Source organism: Phenylobacterium sp., from assembly GCF_030645195.1.
Classification (GTDB): domain Bacteria; phylum Pseudomonadota; class Alphaproteobacteria; order Caulobacterales; family Caulobacteraceae; genus Phenylobacterium.
Genome location: NZ_JAUSLW010000068.1, coordinates 1 through 15,836, shown reverse-complemented (window position 1 = coordinate 15,836; position 15,836 = coordinate 1). Strand labels below are relative to the sequence as shown.

Below are 15,836 nucleotides of genomic sequence, written 5' to 3'. Positions count from 1 at the left end.
GCATGTCCGACATCGTCGCCCTCTCCGGCGCCCCCGGCTCGCCCTATACCCGCAAGATGCTGGCGGTGCTGCGCTACCGGCGCATCCCCTACCGCTTCCTCCCGGCCAGCGGCCCGGCCCTGGCGGGGCTGCCCCAGCCCAAGGTGGCCCTGCTGCCCACCTTCTACCTGCCCGACGAGGCCGGGACGCCGCAGGCGGTCACCGACTCCACCCCGATCATCCGGCGGCTGGAGCGCGAGCATGCGGGCCGAAGCCTGATCCCGGCCGACCCCGCCCTGGCCTTCCTCGACGAGCTGATCGAGGACTATGCCGACGAGTGGCTGACGAAGGCCATGTTCCACTACCGTTGGGCTTATGACGCCGACATCGCCAAGGCCGCCGCCATCCTCCCCTGCTGGCGCGGCTACTGCGTCCCCGACGAGGAGCTGGCTTCCCGTGGCGCGATGTTCGCCGAGCGGCAGATCGGCCGCCTGCGCTATGTCGGCTCCAACCCGGTGACCGGGCCGGTGATCGAGGCGGCCTATGAACGCTTCCTGCGGGCATTCGACGCCCACCTGACCCGCCATCCCTATATCCTCGGCCACCGGCCCGCGGCCTGCGACTTCGCGGTGTTCGGCCAGCTCACCCAGCTCGCCGAGTTCGATCCCACCCCCATGGCGCTGACCCTGAAGGTCGCGCCCCGGGTCACAGCGTGGGTCGGGATGATGGAGGACCAGTCGGGGGTCGAGCCGAAGGACGACGGCTGGATCTCCATGGACGCCCTGCCCCCGACCCTGATCGCCCTGCTGACCGAAGTCGGCCGGGTCTATCCGCCGGTCATGCTGGCCAACGCCAAGGCGGTGATGGACGGCGCCGCCGAGGTCGCTGCCACCGTCGACGGCCAAGCCTGGAGCCAGCAGCCCTTCCCGTACCAGGCCAAGTGCCTGCAGTGGCTGCGGCAGTCGCGGGCAGGCCTGGACGACGGCGCCCGGGCCAAGGTCGATACCGCCCTCCGGCCGACCGGATGCATGGCCCTGTTCGCCTGACCCCTGGCGCGCGGGCGCGACGGGCTCTATTCAGCGGCCTTTGGCGCCCCTGGTGAGTGTGTAGCCGCGTGACATCCCGACCCAAGCTCAGCCTCGTCGAACCAGACGCCGGCGCGTCCTCCGACGGTCGTCGCCGGCGCGGCGAGGACAATCGCGCCCGCATCGTCGCGGCCATGCTGGAGATCGTCCAGTCGGGCGAGGTCGCCCCCAGCGCCGAACAGGTTGCGGTGCGCGCCGATGTCGGCCTGCGCACCGTGTTCCGGCACTTCAGCGACATGGACGGCCTCTATCGCGAGATGTCCGAGGTCATAGAGGCCGAGGTCCGCGCCATCGCCGACCAGCCCTTCAAGGCGCCCGACTGGCGCGGCCGGGTGCTGGAACTGGTGGAGCGCCGCAGCATGGTCTTCGAGAAGATCGGGCCCTTCCGCCGCGCGTCGGACACCTTCCGCCACCGCTCCCGCTTCCTGGGGGACGACGCCAGCCGGCTGGTGAAGGCCCTGCGGGAAATCCTGGAGCGGGTGGTGGGAACCCAGGTCGATCCCCCGACCCTCGAGGCCCTGGACCTGATGCTGAGCTTCGAGGCCTGGTCGCGCCTGCGCCGTGAACAGGGCCTGGCCCCGGAGCGGGCGCAAGGGGTGCTCGCCGCCGCCGTGCGGCGCCTGATCGGCTAGCGTCGGGACGGCCGCGGCCAGATTGCCACGGCTGGGTCGTTGCGGTGACCGCGGCCTGACCCTAGCGTCGCGGGATGCAAGTCCTTCCCCGCGCCCTCGCCCTGATCGCCGTCCTGATCGCCCTGGCCTCCCCGGCCGCCGCCGCCGAAAGCGACGCCGCCCGCTGGGCGCGGCAGGCCCAGAAGGTGACCATCGTCCGCGACGACTGGGGGATCGCCCACGTCCACGGCAAGACCGACGCCGACGCGGTGTTCGGCATGGTCTACGCCCAGGCCGAGGACGACTTCAACCGGGTGGAGACCAACTACATCAACGCCATGGGCCGCCTGGCCGAAGCCGAGGGGGAGACGGCGATCTGGCAGGACCTGCGGATGAAGCTGTTCATCGATCCGGCCCAACTCCAGGTCCAGTACGCGCAGAGCCCGGCCTGGCTGCGGACCCTGATGACCGCCTGGGCCGACGGGCTGAACTACTACCTCGCCACCCATCCCGCCGTGACGCCGCGGGTGATCAGGCGCTTCGAACCCTGGATGGCGCTGTCCTTCACCGAGGGCAGCATCGGCGGCGACATCGAGAGCATCTCCCTGCCCCAACTGGAGGCCTTCTATGGCGGGCGGCGGACCTCGATGGCCGACGAGCAGTTCGCCCTGGCCCAGTTCAAGGAGCCCTCGGGCTCCAACGGTTTCGCCATCGCGCCTTCCAATACGGCGGGCGGACACGCCCTGCTGCTGATCAATCCCCACACCAGCTTCTTCTTCCGCTCCGAGCAGCAGGTAAGCAGCGACGAGGGGCTAAACGTCTATGGGGCGGCGACCTGGGGCCAGTTCTTCATCTACCAGGGCTTCAACGCCAAGGCCGGCTGGATGCACACCTCCAGCGGGGTCGACGTCATCGACGAGTTCGCCGAGACCATCGGCAAGGCAGGGCTCACCTACCGCTATGGCGCCGAAGACCGGCCGGTGACGACCTCGACCATCGCCGTGCCCTACCGGGCCGCCGACGGGACGATGAAGACCCGGACCTTCACCGTCTATCGCACCCACCATGGGCCCATCGTCCGCGAAGCCGGGGGCAAGTGGATCAGCGTGGCCCTGATGCACCGGCCGGTGGCGGCCCTGAGCCAGTCGTTCCTGCGCACCAAGGCCGTCGACTACGCCAGCTACATGAAGGTCATGGAACTCCAGGCCAACTCCTCCAACAACACCCTGTTCGCCGACACCAAGGGCGAGGTGGCCTATCTGCACCCGCAGTTCATCCCCCGCCGCGACGACCGCTTCGACTACACCAAGCCGGTGGACGGCTCCGACCCGGCCACGGACTGGAAGGGGCTGCACGCGCTCTCCGAGGCGCCGCACCTGCTCAACCCGACCAACGGCTGGATCGCCAACACCAACAACTGGCCCTATTCGGCGGCAGGCTCCTACAGCCCGCGGAAGGCCGACTATCCGCGCTACATGGACTCAGCCGGGGAGAACCCGCGCGGGATCCACGCCGACCTGGTGCTACGGGACCGCAAGGACTTCACCCTGCAAAGCCTGATCGCGGCGGCCTATGACCCGCGGCTGACGGCCTTCGACCAGATGATCCCGCCCCTGCTGGCGGCCTATGACGCGACCCCCGCCAGCGACCCGCTGAAGGTCCGGCTGGCCGAGCAGATCGTCCTGCTGCGAGGCTGGGACCATCGCTGGTCGGCGGACTCGGCCGCCACCTCCCTGGCGGTGTTCTGGGGGGAGCAGCTGTGGGGGGAGGTGGCGGTCACCGCCCGGGCCGCGGGACGCCCGGTCTACGAGGACATGGCGACCCGCACCACAGCGGCGCAGAAGCTGACGGCGCTCGCCGTCGCCTCCGACCGGCTGGCCCAGGACTTCGGCAGCTGGCGGACACCCTGGGGCCAGATCAACCGGTTCCAGCGCCTGACCGGCGACCTGGTCCAGCCCTTCAACGACGCCGCCCCCAGCATCCCCGTGCCCTTCGCCTCGGCCCAGTGGGGGTCGCTGGCCTCCTTCGGCGCCGGGCGCAAGCCGGGGACCCGGAAGTACTACGGGACCAGCGGCAACAGCTTCGTGGCCGTGGTGGAGTTCGGCGACCGGGTGCAGGCCCGGGCGGTGACCGCCGGGGGCGAGAGCGGCGATCCCAAGTCGCCCCACTTCAACGACCAGGCCGGGCGCTATGCCGCCGGCGACCTGCGGGAGGTCTATTTCCACCCCGATCAGCTGGCCGGCCACACGGAGCGGACCTACCGGCCCGGGCGTTGAGTTTGGGCGCTTGATGGAGTGGACCCCAAGGGGGTTGCTGGATTATTGACACCGGTGTCATAGAGCGTTTGTCGAGAGGTCGCCCATGCCCCATTCCCTGCCGGTCCAGCTCCGCGCCACGGTGCGTTTCCTGGGGCGCATCCTGGGGGACGTGATCCGCTCGGAGGACGGGCTGGCGGTGTTCGAGGAGATCGAGCAGATCCGCCAGGCCTCGGTGGCCCTGCACCGCGACGGCCCGGACGCCGACGCCAAGGCCGTCGAGACCCGGCTGGGCCGGCTGTCCCTGCCCGACGCGGTCCGCTTCGCCCACTCCTTCGCCTGCTTCCTGCAGATCACCAATATCGCCGAGGACCAGATCCAGCGGCGTCGCGGCCGTGAGGGCGACGGCCGCCCCGACACCCTGGCCGGCGCCCTGCGCAGCCTAGCGCAGGCCGGGATCGGGCCCGAGCGGGTGGCCGAACTGCTGGCCGACGCCGTCATCGCCCCGGTGATCACCGCCCACCCCAGCGAGGTGCGCCGCAAGAGCCTGCTGGACCGCGCCGGCGCCATCATGGAAGCGCTGGAGGCCCATGACACGCCCGACATCGATGCTCGGGCGGCCCACGAGCGGGAACTGGTGCGGCAGATCGCCATCATCTGGCGCACCCGCCTGCTGCGCGGCGTGAAGCTGGGGGTCACCGACGAGATCGAGAACGCGGTCTCCTATTTCGAGCGCAGCTTCCTCACCGAGCTGCCGAGGCTCTACGCCCACTGGCGCGGCCAGCTGCCGGGGGCGGACCTGCCGAGCTTCCTGCAGGTGGGGTCCTGGGTCGGCGGCGACCGGGACGGCCATCCGGGCGTGACGGCGCAGATCATGCATCACGCCTTCGCCCGCCAGTCCCGGGCGGCGCTCGACCTCTACCTGGCCCGCATCCACGCCCTGGGCGCGGAACTCTCGATCTCAGGCTCGCTGGCGAAGGTGACGCCCGCCCTCCAGGCCCTGGCCGACCGATCCCCCGACACCTCGCCACACCGGGCCGACGAGCCCTATCGCCGGGCGCTGACCGGGATCTATGCGCGGCTGGCGGCGGCCTATCCGGCCCTGACCGGCGGCACGGTCCTGCTGGCCCCCTTCAAGGGCGACCCGTATGCGAGCCCGCAGGAGCTGAAGGCCGACCTGCAGACCATCCTGGACTCCCTGATCGCCGAGCACGGCGAGGTGTTCGGCGAGGGCGTCCTGCCCGACCTGATCCGAGCGGTGGACTGTTTCGGCTTCCACCTGGCGACGCTGGACCTGCGTCAGAACTCCTCGGTCCATGCGCGGGTCGCGGCCGAGCTGCTGAAGGACGCCGGCGCCTGCCCGGACTACGAGGCGCTCTCGGAAGCGCGGCGCTGCGACCTGCTGGTCGGCGAGCTCTCCCATAGCCGTCTGCTCTATTCGCCCTACGGGGCCTACAGCGACGAGACAGTGCGGGAATATGGCGTGCTGCAGGCCGCCGCCGAGGCCGTGCGGCTCTACGGGGCCGAGGCCATCAAGGCCTATATCGTCTCCAACACCACCTCGGTCTCCGACCTGCTGGAGGTCTATCTGCTGCTCAAGGAGGTGGGGCTGTTCACCCCGGGCGATCCGCCCGCCACCCGCGTCTTCGCCGAGCCCCTGTTCGAGACCATCGGCGACCTGGCCGAGGCGCCGGCCACCATGGCCCGCTATTTCGCCCTGCCCCTGGTCCGCGATCTCCTGAAGTCCAAGGCCCGGCAGGAGGTGATGATCGGCTATTCCGACAGCAACAAGGACGGCAGCTACCTGACCTCCACCTGGGCCCTGCACGAGACCTCCACGGCCCTGGTGAAGACCGCGCGGGCGGCGGGGCTCTCCCTGCAACTGTTCCACGGCCGCGGCGGCACGGTGGGGCGCGGGGGCGGATCGAGCTTCGAGGCCCTGCTGGCCCAGCCGGCGGGCACGGTGAACGGCCATATCCGCATCACCGAGCAGGGGGAGGTGGTGGCCAACAAGTACGCCGACCCCCAGCTCGCCCGCCAGAGCCTGGAGACCCTGACCGCGGGCGTGGTGCTGGCCTCTCTGAGCGAGCCGGCGGCGCCGGTGGGAGCGGGTCACCGCGCGGCCATGGACGCGCTCTCGGCGGGCTCCATCGCCGCCTATCGCGCCCTGGTCTACGAGACCCCGGGCTTCGTGGACTATTTCTACGCCGCCACCCCCATCGCCGAGATCGCCGACCTCAATATCGGCAGCCGTCCCTCGTCCCGTGCGGCGACCCGCAGTATCGAGGCCCTGCGCGCCATCCCCTGGGTGTTCTCCTGGTCCCAGGCCCGCACCATGCTGCCGGGCTGGTACGGCTTCGGCTCGGCGGTGGCGGGCGCGGGCCTGCCGCCGGCCCAGTTGGCGGAGCTCCACGCGACCTGGCCCTTCTTCGCCACGACGCTGGCCAACATGGAGATGGTGCTGGCCAAGGCTGACATCGCCATCGCCCGGCGCTACGGCGGCCTGGTGGAGGACGCGGGCCTGAGGGAGGCCATCTTCGGCCAGATCAGCGGCGAGTGGGAGCGCACCCGCGACGCCATCCTGGCCATCACCGGCCAGTCGTCCTTGCTGGAGAACAACCCGGACCTGGCGGCCATCATCCGCTCGCGCCTGCCCTATATCGACCCGCTCAACCACCTGCAGATCGAACTGATCCGCCGGCGGCGGTCGGGCGACGACACCGCCGAGGTGCGCGAGGGCATCCACCTGACCATCAACGGCGTGGCGGCGGGGTTGCGGAACAGCGGGTGACAGATGCTCCCCCGCTGGGGGAGCTGGCGCGAAGCGCCTGAGGGGGACTTTGACTCTTGCTTTAGGGTTGAAGAGGTCGACTACGTCGATCCCCCTCCGACCCGCACCTTCGGTGCGGGCCACCTCCCCCACATCGCGCTGGCGCGCTGGGGGAGGATCTGGGTCGTGCAGCTCCTCCTCTCCCGCTTGCGGGAGAGGTTGGGTGAGGGCTCTTTCTGAAGCGCCGTTGTTGCTCCGGAGGCGGAAGACCTCCGCTACGCGGAGGCCCCCTCACCCATCCTCTCCCCCAGAAGGGGGCGAGGAGGAGTCACTTGTAGACGAAGGCCTTGTCGTCGAGGTCGATGGCGGGGAACTGCTCTTTTTCGGTGAGGTAGTCTTGGCTGTGGCGCCATTCGGGCTTGTCGCCGGCCTTGGGCAAGAGGTGCATGCCGCGCATCAGGTAGCCGGGGTTGAAGTTCTCCGGGTCGATCCAGGGCAGCAGCGGCATGTCCTTGTCTTCCGGGCGCAGGGCGACCTCGACCTTCTTGGCGCCCTTCTTGTCCATGTGATTCAGCAGACGCAGGACGAACTCGGCGACCATGTCGGCCCGCAGGGTCCAGCTGGCGCGGAAGTAGCCGAACACCCAGACCATGTTGGGGACGCCGGTGAACATCATGCCGCGATAGGTGACGGTGTCGCCGAAGTTCAGCTTCTTGCCGTCGATGGTGAAGTCGATGTCGCCCAGCACGCAGAGCTCGAAGCCGGTGGCGGTGACGATGATGTCGGCCTCCAGCTCCTGGCCCGACTTCAGCAGGATGCCCTTCTGCGTGAAGCGGTCGATCTCGTCGGTGACGATGGAGGCCTTGCCCGAGGCGATGCCCTGGAACAGGTCGCCGTCCGGGATGAAGGCGATGCGCTGACGCCAGGGGCGGTAGCGGGGGGTGAAGTGCTTGGCCACGTCGAAGTCCTCGCCGAGGAAGGCGCGGACGCCCCCCAGCAACTCCGCGGTGACCGCCTCGGTATCCTCCACCGCCCGGCGGGCGAAGGCGTCGCCGTCATGGACGATCTTGCGACGGACGATCTCGTGGATCCACTTCTCGTCGATCTTCAGCTCGCGCAGGGTGTCGGCCAGTTCGTTGGCGTTGCGCCCCGGGATGAAATAGGTGGGCGAGCGCTGCAGCAGGGTGACGTGGGCGCAGTCCCCGGCGATGGCCGGGACCAGGGTCGCGGCGGTGGCGCCCGAGCCGATCACCAGGACCTTCTTGCCCTTGTAGTCGAGGTTCTCCGGCCAGGTCTGGGGATGGACGATCTGGCCCTTGTAGTCGGTCATGCCCTCCCAGTCGGGGGTGTAGCCCTTGGAATGGCGGAAATAGCCCTGGCACATCCACAGGAAGTTGGTGGTGAAGCGCAGGGGCTCGCCGGTGTCGGTGCGCTCGGCCTCCAGGGTCCAGAGGTTGTCCTTGCTGGACCAGACGGCGCTGGTGATGCGGTGCTTGTAGCGGATGTGGCGGGCCAGATCGTTCTCGTCGATCACCTCGCCCATGTAGCGGAGGATCTCGTCGGCCGTGGCGATGGGGGCGCCGACCCAGGGCTTGAAGTGGTAGCCGAAGGTGTAGAGGTCGCTGTCGGAGCGGATGCCCGGATAGGTGTGGGTGGTCCAGGTGCCGCCGAACTTGTCCTGGTTGTCCAGCACCACGAAGCTGGTCCCCGGCCGCTCCTTGGCCAGGTGATAGGCGCCGCCGACCCCGGAGATTCCGGCGCCGACGATCAGGACGTCGAAGTGCTCGGTCTTCTGGGCGGTGCGGGTCAGGGTGGCGGCTTCGGACATGGCTCAGCTCTCGTTGCGCAAAGGGGTCGCTGTTGATCGGGACGTCCGCAGGCGTTCCGTTGTTTCCTCATCGCCAAGGTTCGCGCCCCGCGCGGGGGCCGCCTTGATTAGAATCAAGATAACTTATCATTGATCACAAATGGAAGCCCGCACTGCGACAAGGGGCCTTCCATCGACGCACTCTATGCTGCGGATAGATTAATTCGATTAGTTCTATGTGGAAAAGCGGCCATACTTGATCTTGAGCAAGACCCGGCCTCGACGCCGGGGGATCCTTAGCCTCACGGGAGATGACCAGATGACCCTCGCCACCAGCAAGACCCTGCAGAACCTCAAGGACGCCTTCGCCGGCGAGAGCCAGGCCAACCGGCGCTACCTCTATTTCGCCCAGAAGGCCGACATCGAAGGCTATAATGACGTGGCCGCGGTGTTCCGCTCCACCGCCGAGGGCGAGACCGGCCATGCCCACGGCCACCTCGAATTCATGGAAGGCGTGGGCGACCCCGCCACCGGCCTGCCGATCGGCGGCACCGAGCTGAACCTCAAGGCCTCCATCGCCGGCGAGACGCACGAATACACCGACATGTATCCGGGCATGGCGCGCACCGCCCGCGACGAGGGCTTCGACGAGATCGCCGACTGGTTCGAGACCCTGGCCAAGGCCGAGAAGTCCCACGCCGGCCGCTTCCAGCGGGCGCTTGAGACCCTGGGTTAGATCCCCTCAGGACTGGGTCGCGGTCTCGCCCATCCTTGCGTCATCCCGGACGGCCGATAGGCCGATCCGGGACCCAGGGGCCACACGCGCCGCCCCTGGGTCCCGGCTCTCCGCTTCGCTGCGGCCGGGATGACGTGAAGGGTTGAGAGCGGAGCGCGACCCCTCATCCGTCGGGCCTTCGCCCGACACCTTCACCCACAAGGGGAGAAGGACGCCCTTGGGAGATGGCGCTTGGACGAGAGCCCGAAGACCACCGCGCGGGAGGGGAGCCTGGATGCGCCCTTCCGCCATCCCATCGCTTGGCGCGACGAGGCCTATTACGACCTGGCCGCCGTCGAGAAGGAGATGGAGCGGCAGTTCGACGTCTGTCACACCTGCCGGCGCTGCTTCAACCTGTGCGACAGCTTCCCGCGCCTGTTCGACATGATCGACGAGGCGCCCACCGGCGAGCTCGATAGCGTTCCCAAGGCTGCGTACGCCAAGGTCGACGAGGCCTGCACGCTTTGCGACATGTGCTTCCTGACCAAGTGTCCCTACGTGCCGCCGCACGAGTTCGACATCGACATCCCCCACCTGATCCTGCGCTATCGCGCCGCCAAGCGGCGGGCCGGCGAGAAGGATTTCATCCGCGACCAGCTCGGGCAGACCGACCGCAACGGCAAGCTGGCCAAGCCGGTGGCCGGCCTGGCCAACTGGGCCACGGCGCGCAAGAACACCCCCCTGCGCAAGCTGCTGGACGCGATCGCGGAGATCGACGCCGAGGCCGAGCTGCCCAAGTACCACTCCAAGACCGCCACCGATCTGCTGAAGGCGCCCGTCCCCGCCAACCCGCAGGGGCCGGCCTTCGGCTTGCGCAAGGCGGTGCTCTACGCCACCTGCTTCGTGGACTACAACCAGCCCGACACGGCGCTCGCCGCGGCGCGGGTTCTCGCCCTGCAAGGCGTGGAGACCCGACTGATCTATCCCGAGTGCTGCGGCATGCCGCAGCTGGAGGGCGGCGACCTGGCCGATGTGGCCGGCCGCGCCGAGCGGATCGCCAAGGCCTTCGAGCCCTGGATCGAGGGCGGCTACGACGTGGTGGCGCTCACCGCCTCCTGCGGCCTGATGATGAAGTTCGAATGGCCGCTGCTGCTGCCCGAGAACCACGCCGTCGGCCGCCTGGCCGCCGCCACCCGCGACATCAGCGAATATGTCGTCGACATCGCCCGCGCCGAGGGCCTGGCGCCGGGCCTGACCCCCGTGGCCGGCGGGGTCAGCGTCCACCACGCCTGCCACGCCCGGGCCCAGAACATGGGCCAGAAGTCGGCCGACATGCTGCGGCTGATTCCCGACACCAAGGTGGACGTCATCGAGCGCTGCTCGGGCCACGGCGGCACCTTCGGGATCATGAAGGAGACCCGGCCCCTGGCGCTCAAGGTGGGAAAGCCCACCACCAAGCAGGTGGCCCAGAAGGCCAATGCCGAGCTCTGTTCCGACTGCCCGCTGGCCTGCAAGCACCTGGGCCAGATGCTGGTCGCGGAGACCGGCGACGCCGCCCAGCCGCGCCAGTCCCACCCCATCGAGATCTTCGCCCGCGCCTATGGGGCGCTCTGAGACGTGACCGCCATGCCCGCCCACCTTCGCCAGATCACCAAGGCCGACCTGCTGCCGGACGCCGAGTTCGCCAAGGTGCGCGGCGAGCGCCGCAAGGCCCTGCTGCCGACCAAGCGCCTGCGCCGCATCGATCTGGGGCCCATCTGCTCGTTCTATTTCGAGTGCTTCGAGACCATGCTGTTCCAGGTCCAGGAGATGCTGCTGATCGAGAAGGGCGGCGAGGCCCAGCTGGCCGACGAGCTGGCGGCCTATAACCCGCTGATCCCCCAGGGCTCGGAGCTGGTGGCCACGGTGATGTTCGAGATCGAGGACGAGGTGCGCCGCGCCGCGACGCTCGCCCGGCTGGGCGGGGTGGAGGACCACTTCTTCGTGGCTGTCGGCGAGGACCGGATGATGGGGGTTCCCGAGGGCGACGTGGAGCGCACGCGGGAGGACGGCAAGACCTCGTCGGTCCACTTCCTGCGCTTCGCCCTGAAGCCCGAGCACGTGGCGGTGTTCCGCGATCCGGCGGTGACCGTGGCCATCGGCTGCGATCATGAGAGCTACGGGCACCTGGCGCTGCTCAGCCCCGCGACACGGGCGGAGCTGGCGAGGGACTTCGGCTAGCTCGCGCGGTCCGTCCCGCCGTGCGGGGTCGTGCTCCGCCTTCAGAACAATAGCCGTCATCCCGGACGGCCGACAGGCCGATCCGGGACCCAGGGGCCGTAGGCTGGGCCCCTGGGTCCCGGCTCTCCGCTTCGCTGCGGCCGGGATGACGACGTGGGTTTGCTGGTTTCCCTCGGGCGCAGGCTCGTATGAGGGGCTCTTCACCCCAGCAGCAGCATGGCCAGCACCCAGGCCAGAACCACCAGGGTCTCGGCGACGATCAGCAGCACCGGCTTCCAGCCGACATAGACCAGTTCGCCGAGCGAGGTCTTGGCGCCCAGGGCGGCGATGGCGGTGACCAGGCACCAGCGCGAGGCGGTCCCGACCTGGTCCATGATCCCGGCGGCCACGGCGCCGGAGGAGTTGAGCCCCACCAGCAGGACAAAGCCGACCAGGAACATCGGCACGAGCGGCGGCCGCTTGCCCGAGGGGCCGGCGGTCATCCTTGAGCGGAACATCAGGGCCACCACCAGGATGGTGGGGAGCAGCAGGGCCACCCGGAACAGCTTGACGATGGTGGCGGTGTCGCCGGTCTCCTTGGAGACGCCGTAGCCGGCCCCCACCACCTGGGCCACGTCGTGGATGGTGGCGCCCAGGAACACCCCGGTCTGGGTGTGGGAGAGGCCGAGCGCCGCGGCGATCAGCGGATAGATGACCATGACGACGGTCGAGAGCGTGGTGACGCCGACCACGGTCAGGGTGGTGTCGCGCTCCCGCGTCGGGGTCTGGGGCAGGACCGAGGAGAGGGCCAGCGCCGCCGAGGCGCCGCAGATGGCCACCGCCCCGCCGGTGAGGATGCCGAAGTCGGGCTTGAGCTTCAGGAGGCGCGACAGGGCCCAGCCGGCCAGGATGGTGAGGATCACCCCGCCGGCGGCGATCACCAGCACCTTGCCCCCCAGCGAGTTGACCTGGTCCAGGGTGATCCGCGCGCCCAGCAGGGCGACGCCGAGCCGCAGCACCGTGCGGGCCATGAAGTCGATGCCCGGGCGGCAGCGGGGGTCCTGGCCGACGAAGTTCACCGCCATGCCGATGAGCAGGGCGAACAGCATGACCGGCGCGCCGTAATGGTCGGCCAGCCAGGTGGCCGAGAGCGCCACCAGGATGGCGATCAGCCCGCCGGGCAGGATGCGCGCGACCGCCTGGTAGAGCCGCCGATAGCCGGGCGTGCCGGCCGGGGCCGGGGCCAGGACCGGCACCCCCTCCAGCGAATCGAAGGAGGCGAAGGCGAAGGGGTGCTCCGGGGCGTCGCGGCCGTCAGGCGAGGTCACGGCAGGGGCCTCCTAGCCCAGCTTGAACACGGTGGCGGACTTCCAGACCACGCCGGGCCGCAGCAGGGTGGGGAGGAAGTTGGGCTGGTTGGGCGCGTCCGGCGCGTGCTCGGTCTCCAGAGCGATCCCGCCCCAGCCGGTATAGGCGGCGAGACAGGGCTCGGTGGTGGCGATGTCGAGGCTGCGGCCCGTGCCCGGGTGGCTCAGCCGGGCGGCCGGGGCCAGGACCCCGCGTTTCCTGGCGGCCAGGACGAAGGTGTGGTCCAGCTCCTCGGCCAGGATCCGCGGCTGGCGATAGTCGAACTCGGTCCCGGCCACCTCTCGAATCTCGCCGCTGGGAAGCTGGGCCTCGTCGGTGGGCAGGTAGGCGTCGGCCAGAACCTGCAGTTCGTGGTCGCGGACGTGACGGGCGCCGAGGCCCCCCAGGTTCCAGTAGGTGTGGTTGGTGAGGTTGATCACCGTGGGCGCCGTGGTCGCAGCCTGAAGCTCCAGCCGCAGCTCGTTTCCGCGGGTCAGCTCGTAGGTCGCCTGGACCGTGAGCTCGCCGGGGAAGCCCATGTCCCCGTCCGGGCTGACATGGGAGAGGCTCACCTGGGCGCCGGCGCGGGTCTCCTGGGTCTTCGCCGTCCAGACGGCCTTGTCGAAGCCGGCCCGGCCGCCGTGCAGGCAGTTGTCGCCCTCGTTGCGGTCGAGATCGTAGGAACGGCCGTCGATGGTGAACCGGCCCCCGGCGATCCGGCCGGCATAGCGCCCCACCAGGCAGCCGAAATAGCGCGGGCTTTCGAGATAGCGCTCCAGGTGGTCGTAGCCGAGCACGATGTCGTCCAGCTCTCCGTGGCGATCGGGCGCCCGGATCGACTGGATGGTCCCGCCATAGGTCAGGATGCGCACCGAGACCCCGTGCACATTGGTCAGGGTGTAGGCGTCCACCATCGGGCCGCCCGGCAGGCGGCTGAGGGGCTTCATGGCGATGGGGTCGTTCATACCAGGGTCCGCAGCCGCGCGGCGGCCTCCTCGGGCGTCAGGTCGCGTTGGGGCATGGCCAGCATTTCGTAGCCTACCATGAACTTGCGCACCGAGGCCGAGCGCAGCAGGGGCGGATAGACGTGGGCGTGCAGGGTGATGTGCTCCTCGGGCCGCCCGTCCACCGGACGCTGGTGGAAGCCCATGGTGTAGGGGAAGGGCGTGTCGAACAGCCGGTCATAGGCGCGCGTCAGCCGCGACAGCACATCGGCCAGGCCCGCCCGCTCGCGCGCGCTCAGCTCGTCCAGGCCGGTGACCGAGCGGCGGGGCAGGACCAGGGTCTCGAAGGGCCAGGCGGCCCAATAGGGGACCAGGGCGACGAAGCTGTCGTTCTGCGCGACGATCCGCTCGCCCACCTCGAACTCGCGCTCCAGATAGGCCGCGAGCAGGGGGACGTCGTTGGCGACGAACCAGGCGCGCTGGCGGGCGTCCTCGGCCACCTGTTCGTTGGGCAGCCGCTGCTGGGCCCAGATCTGGCCGTGGGGGTGGGGATTGCTCGCCCCCATCATCTCGCCGCGGTTCTCGAAGATGGTCACCGCGCCCACGTCGGGGCGGCCGGCCAGCTCCACGAACTGTTCGGTCCAGGTGTCGATCACCGCCTCGATCTGGGCGCGGCTCATGCCGGCCATGGTGAGGCTGTGGTCGGGGGCGTAGCAGATCACCCGGCAGACCCCGGCCTCGGGCTCGGAGACCAGCAGCGGATCGGTCTCCGGACCAGGCGCCGTCAGGCCCGGCAGCAGGGCCGGGTAGTCGTTGTCGAAGACATAGACCCCTTGATAGTCCGGATTGACCGCGCCCCCGGCCCGGGTCACCCCGGCGCAGAGATAGCAGGACGGATCGTGGATCAGGTCGGAGGCGGGCTTGGGCGCGCTGGCCGCCCCCTGCCAGGGCCGGCTGACCCGCTGGGGCGAGACCAGCACCCAGTCGCCGGTGAGCAGGTTGAGGCGCCGTTCGGGCCGGGGCGCGGTCATGGCCTCACCTCCGCCGCGCCGCCCACCGTCCGGCAGAGGAAGGCGTCGGGGACCTGGCCGATCTCCGCCCCATAGGCGGCCTGGATGGCGGCCATGGCCGCGTCCGCCCGGTCCTGGTCCGCCAGGGCGATGACGCAGCCGCCGAAGCCGCCGCCCATCATCCGGGCGCCGTGGACGCCCGGCGTCGCCCGGGCGATCCGCGCCAGGCGGTCCAGGACCGGCAGGCTGACCTCCATGTCGTCGCTCAGGCTCTGGTGGGACTGGTCCATCAGCCGACCTAGACCCGGCAGGTCCCCCAAGGCCATGGCTTTCATCGCCGCCAGCACCCGGGCGTTCTCGCTCACCACGTGGCGGCAGCGGCGGGCCGGGCCGCCGTCGAGCCGGGCCAGGGCCGCCGGCAGGTCGGCCAGGCCGACGTCGCGCAGGCTCGGGACCCCCAGGGTGGCGGCGGCGGCCTCGCAGTCCTCGCGCCGCGCCCGGTACGCCCCCGAGGCCAGGCGGCGCTCGGCCATGCTGTTGACCAGCAGGAAGCGCGCGCCCTCCGGCAGATGCGCCGGGGTCGCCTGCAGGCTGCGGCAGTCCAGCATCACCGCCCCGCCCGCCACGCCGTTGGCCGACGCGAACTGGTCCATGATCCCGCAGGGCACGCCGACGAAGTTGTTTTCGGCGGCCTGGGCCCAGAGCGCCACCTGACGCCCGTCGGCCTCACGGCCCGCCAGGGCCAGCAGGGCCAGGGTGACGGCCACCTCCAGGGCGGCGGACGAGCTGACCCCGGCGCCCATGGGCACGTCGGACTCGATGAGCAGGTCGGCGCCGGCGACCGCCACGCCCGCCTGCAACAGGGTCGCCGCCACGCCCGCCACATAGTCGGTCCAGTCGCCGCGACGGGCGAGGGCGGCGAGATCCAGCTCCACCTCCTCCCCCACCGTGGCGCTGGCCACCCGCAGGGTCGCGCGGTCGTTCGGGGCGGCGGCCGCCGCGCACCAGCGGTCGATGGCGGCGGGCAGGACGAAGCCGCCGGAATAGTCAGTGTGCTCGCCGATGATGTTGATGCGGCCCGGCGCCTGGAACAGGCGGGGCGCGGCGCCGAAGC

The 15,836-nt window shown here is 70.1% G+C and carries 12 protein-coding genes and 1 pseudogene; 7 read left to right on the top strand and 6 right to left on the bottom strand.

The window, feature by feature from the left end; translation table 11 throughout:
- Positions 1-2: 2 nt before the first annotated feature.
- The 4 genes from Q7T09_RS06025 (at position 3) to ppc (ending at position 6,721) form a co-directional block, all read left to right on the top strand.
- Positions 3-1,025 carry a glutathione S-transferase family protein gene (locus Q7T09_RS06025; protein ID WP_304698455.1) on the top strand — a complete coding sequence of 341 codons (1,023 nt, stop codon included), beginning with the start codon at positions 3-5 and terminating at the stop codon, positions 1,023-1,025.
- A gap of 68 nt (positions 1,026-1,093) precedes the next feature.
- On the top strand, positions 1,094-1,696 hold the full coding sequence (locus tag Q7T09_RS06020; protein ID WP_304698454.1) for a TetR/AcrR family transcriptional regulator: 603 nt from the start codon (positions 1,094-1,096) through the stop codon (positions 1,694-1,696).
- A gap of 74 nt (positions 1,697-1,770) precedes the next feature.
- Positions 1,771-3,951, top strand: a complete 2,181-nt coding sequence (locus Q7T09_RS06015) for a penicillin acylase family protein (protein WP_304698453.1) — start codon at positions 1,771-1,773, stop codon at positions 3,949-3,951.
- Between the two features lie 85 nt (positions 3,952-4,036).
- Positions 4,037-6,721 (top strand): phosphoenolpyruvate carboxylase, encoded by a 2,685-nt coding sequence (gene ppc, locus Q7T09_RS06010; RefSeq protein WP_304698452.1) that lies wholly within the window; start codon positions 4,037-4,039, stop codon positions 6,719-6,721.
- 307 nt (positions 6,722-7,028) lie between these two features.
- Here ppc and Q7T09_RS06005 read toward each other — a convergent pair whose 3' ends face one another.
- Positions 7,029-8,528 (bottom strand): NAD(P)/FAD-dependent oxidoreductase, encoded by a 1,500-nt coding sequence (locus tag Q7T09_RS06005; protein WP_304698450.1) that lies wholly within the window; start codon positions 8,526-8,528, stop codon positions 7,029-7,031.
- Positions 8,529-8,826: 298 nt separating this feature from the next.
- Here Q7T09_RS06005 and Q7T09_RS06000 point away from each other — a divergent pair, with 298 nt between their 5' ends.
- From Q7T09_RS06000 to Q7T09_RS05990, 3 genes are all read left to right on the top strand, one after another.
- Positions 8,827-9,243 (top strand): rubrerythrin family protein, encoded by a 417-nt coding sequence (locus Q7T09_RS06000; protein ID WP_304698448.1) that lies wholly within the window; start codon positions 8,827-8,829, stop codon positions 9,241-9,243.
- Positions 9,244-9,474: 231 nt separating this feature from the next.
- Complete coding sequence (locus Q7T09_RS05995) at positions 9,475-10,836, top strand: heterodisulfide reductase-related iron-sulfur binding cluster (protein WP_304698439.1); 1,362 nt, start codon at positions 9,475-9,477, stop codon at positions 10,834-10,836.
- Between the two features lie 12 nt (positions 10,837-10,848).
- Positions 10,849-11,442, top strand: coding sequence for a DUF3501 family protein (locus Q7T09_RS05990; protein WP_304698437.1), 594 nt, complete (start codon positions 10,849-10,851; stop codon positions 11,440-11,442).
- Between the two features lie 55 nt (positions 11,443-11,497).
- Here the strand turns inward: Q7T09_RS05990 and Q7T09_RS05985 are convergent.
- The 5 genes and pseudogenes from Q7T09_RS05985 to galK all read right to left on the bottom strand — a co-directional run.
- Positions 11,498-11,590, bottom strand: a pseudogene (locus tag Q7T09_RS05985) (hypothetical protein); the annotation flags it as partial.
- A gap of 52 nt (positions 11,591-11,642) precedes the next feature.
- Positions 11,643-12,749 carry a YeiH family protein gene (locus tag Q7T09_RS05980; RefSeq protein WP_304698435.1) on the bottom strand — a complete coding sequence of 369 codons (1,107 nt, stop codon included), beginning with the start codon at positions 12,747-12,749 and terminating at the stop codon, positions 11,643-11,645.
- A gap of 12 nt (positions 12,750-12,761) precedes the next feature.
- On the bottom strand, positions 12,762-13,733 hold the full coding sequence (locus Q7T09_RS05975) for an aldose epimerase family protein (protein ID WP_304698434.1): 972 nt from the start codon (positions 13,731-13,733) through the stop codon (positions 12,762-12,764).
- Complete coding sequence (locus tag Q7T09_RS05970) at positions 13,730-14,743, bottom strand: UDP-glucose--hexose-1-phosphate uridylyltransferase (RefSeq protein WP_304698432.1); 1,014 nt, start codon at positions 14,741-14,743, stop codon at positions 13,730-13,732. Before Q7T09_RS05970 ends, Q7T09_RS05975 begins: the two co-directional genes overlap by 4 nt.
- Positions 14,740-15,836: galactokinase (gene galK / locus Q7T09_RS05965; RefSeq protein ID WP_304698431.1), on the bottom strand; the 1,097-nt coding region annotated here is incomplete at its 5' end. The genes Q7T09_RS05970 and galK, both read right to left, overlap by 4 nt.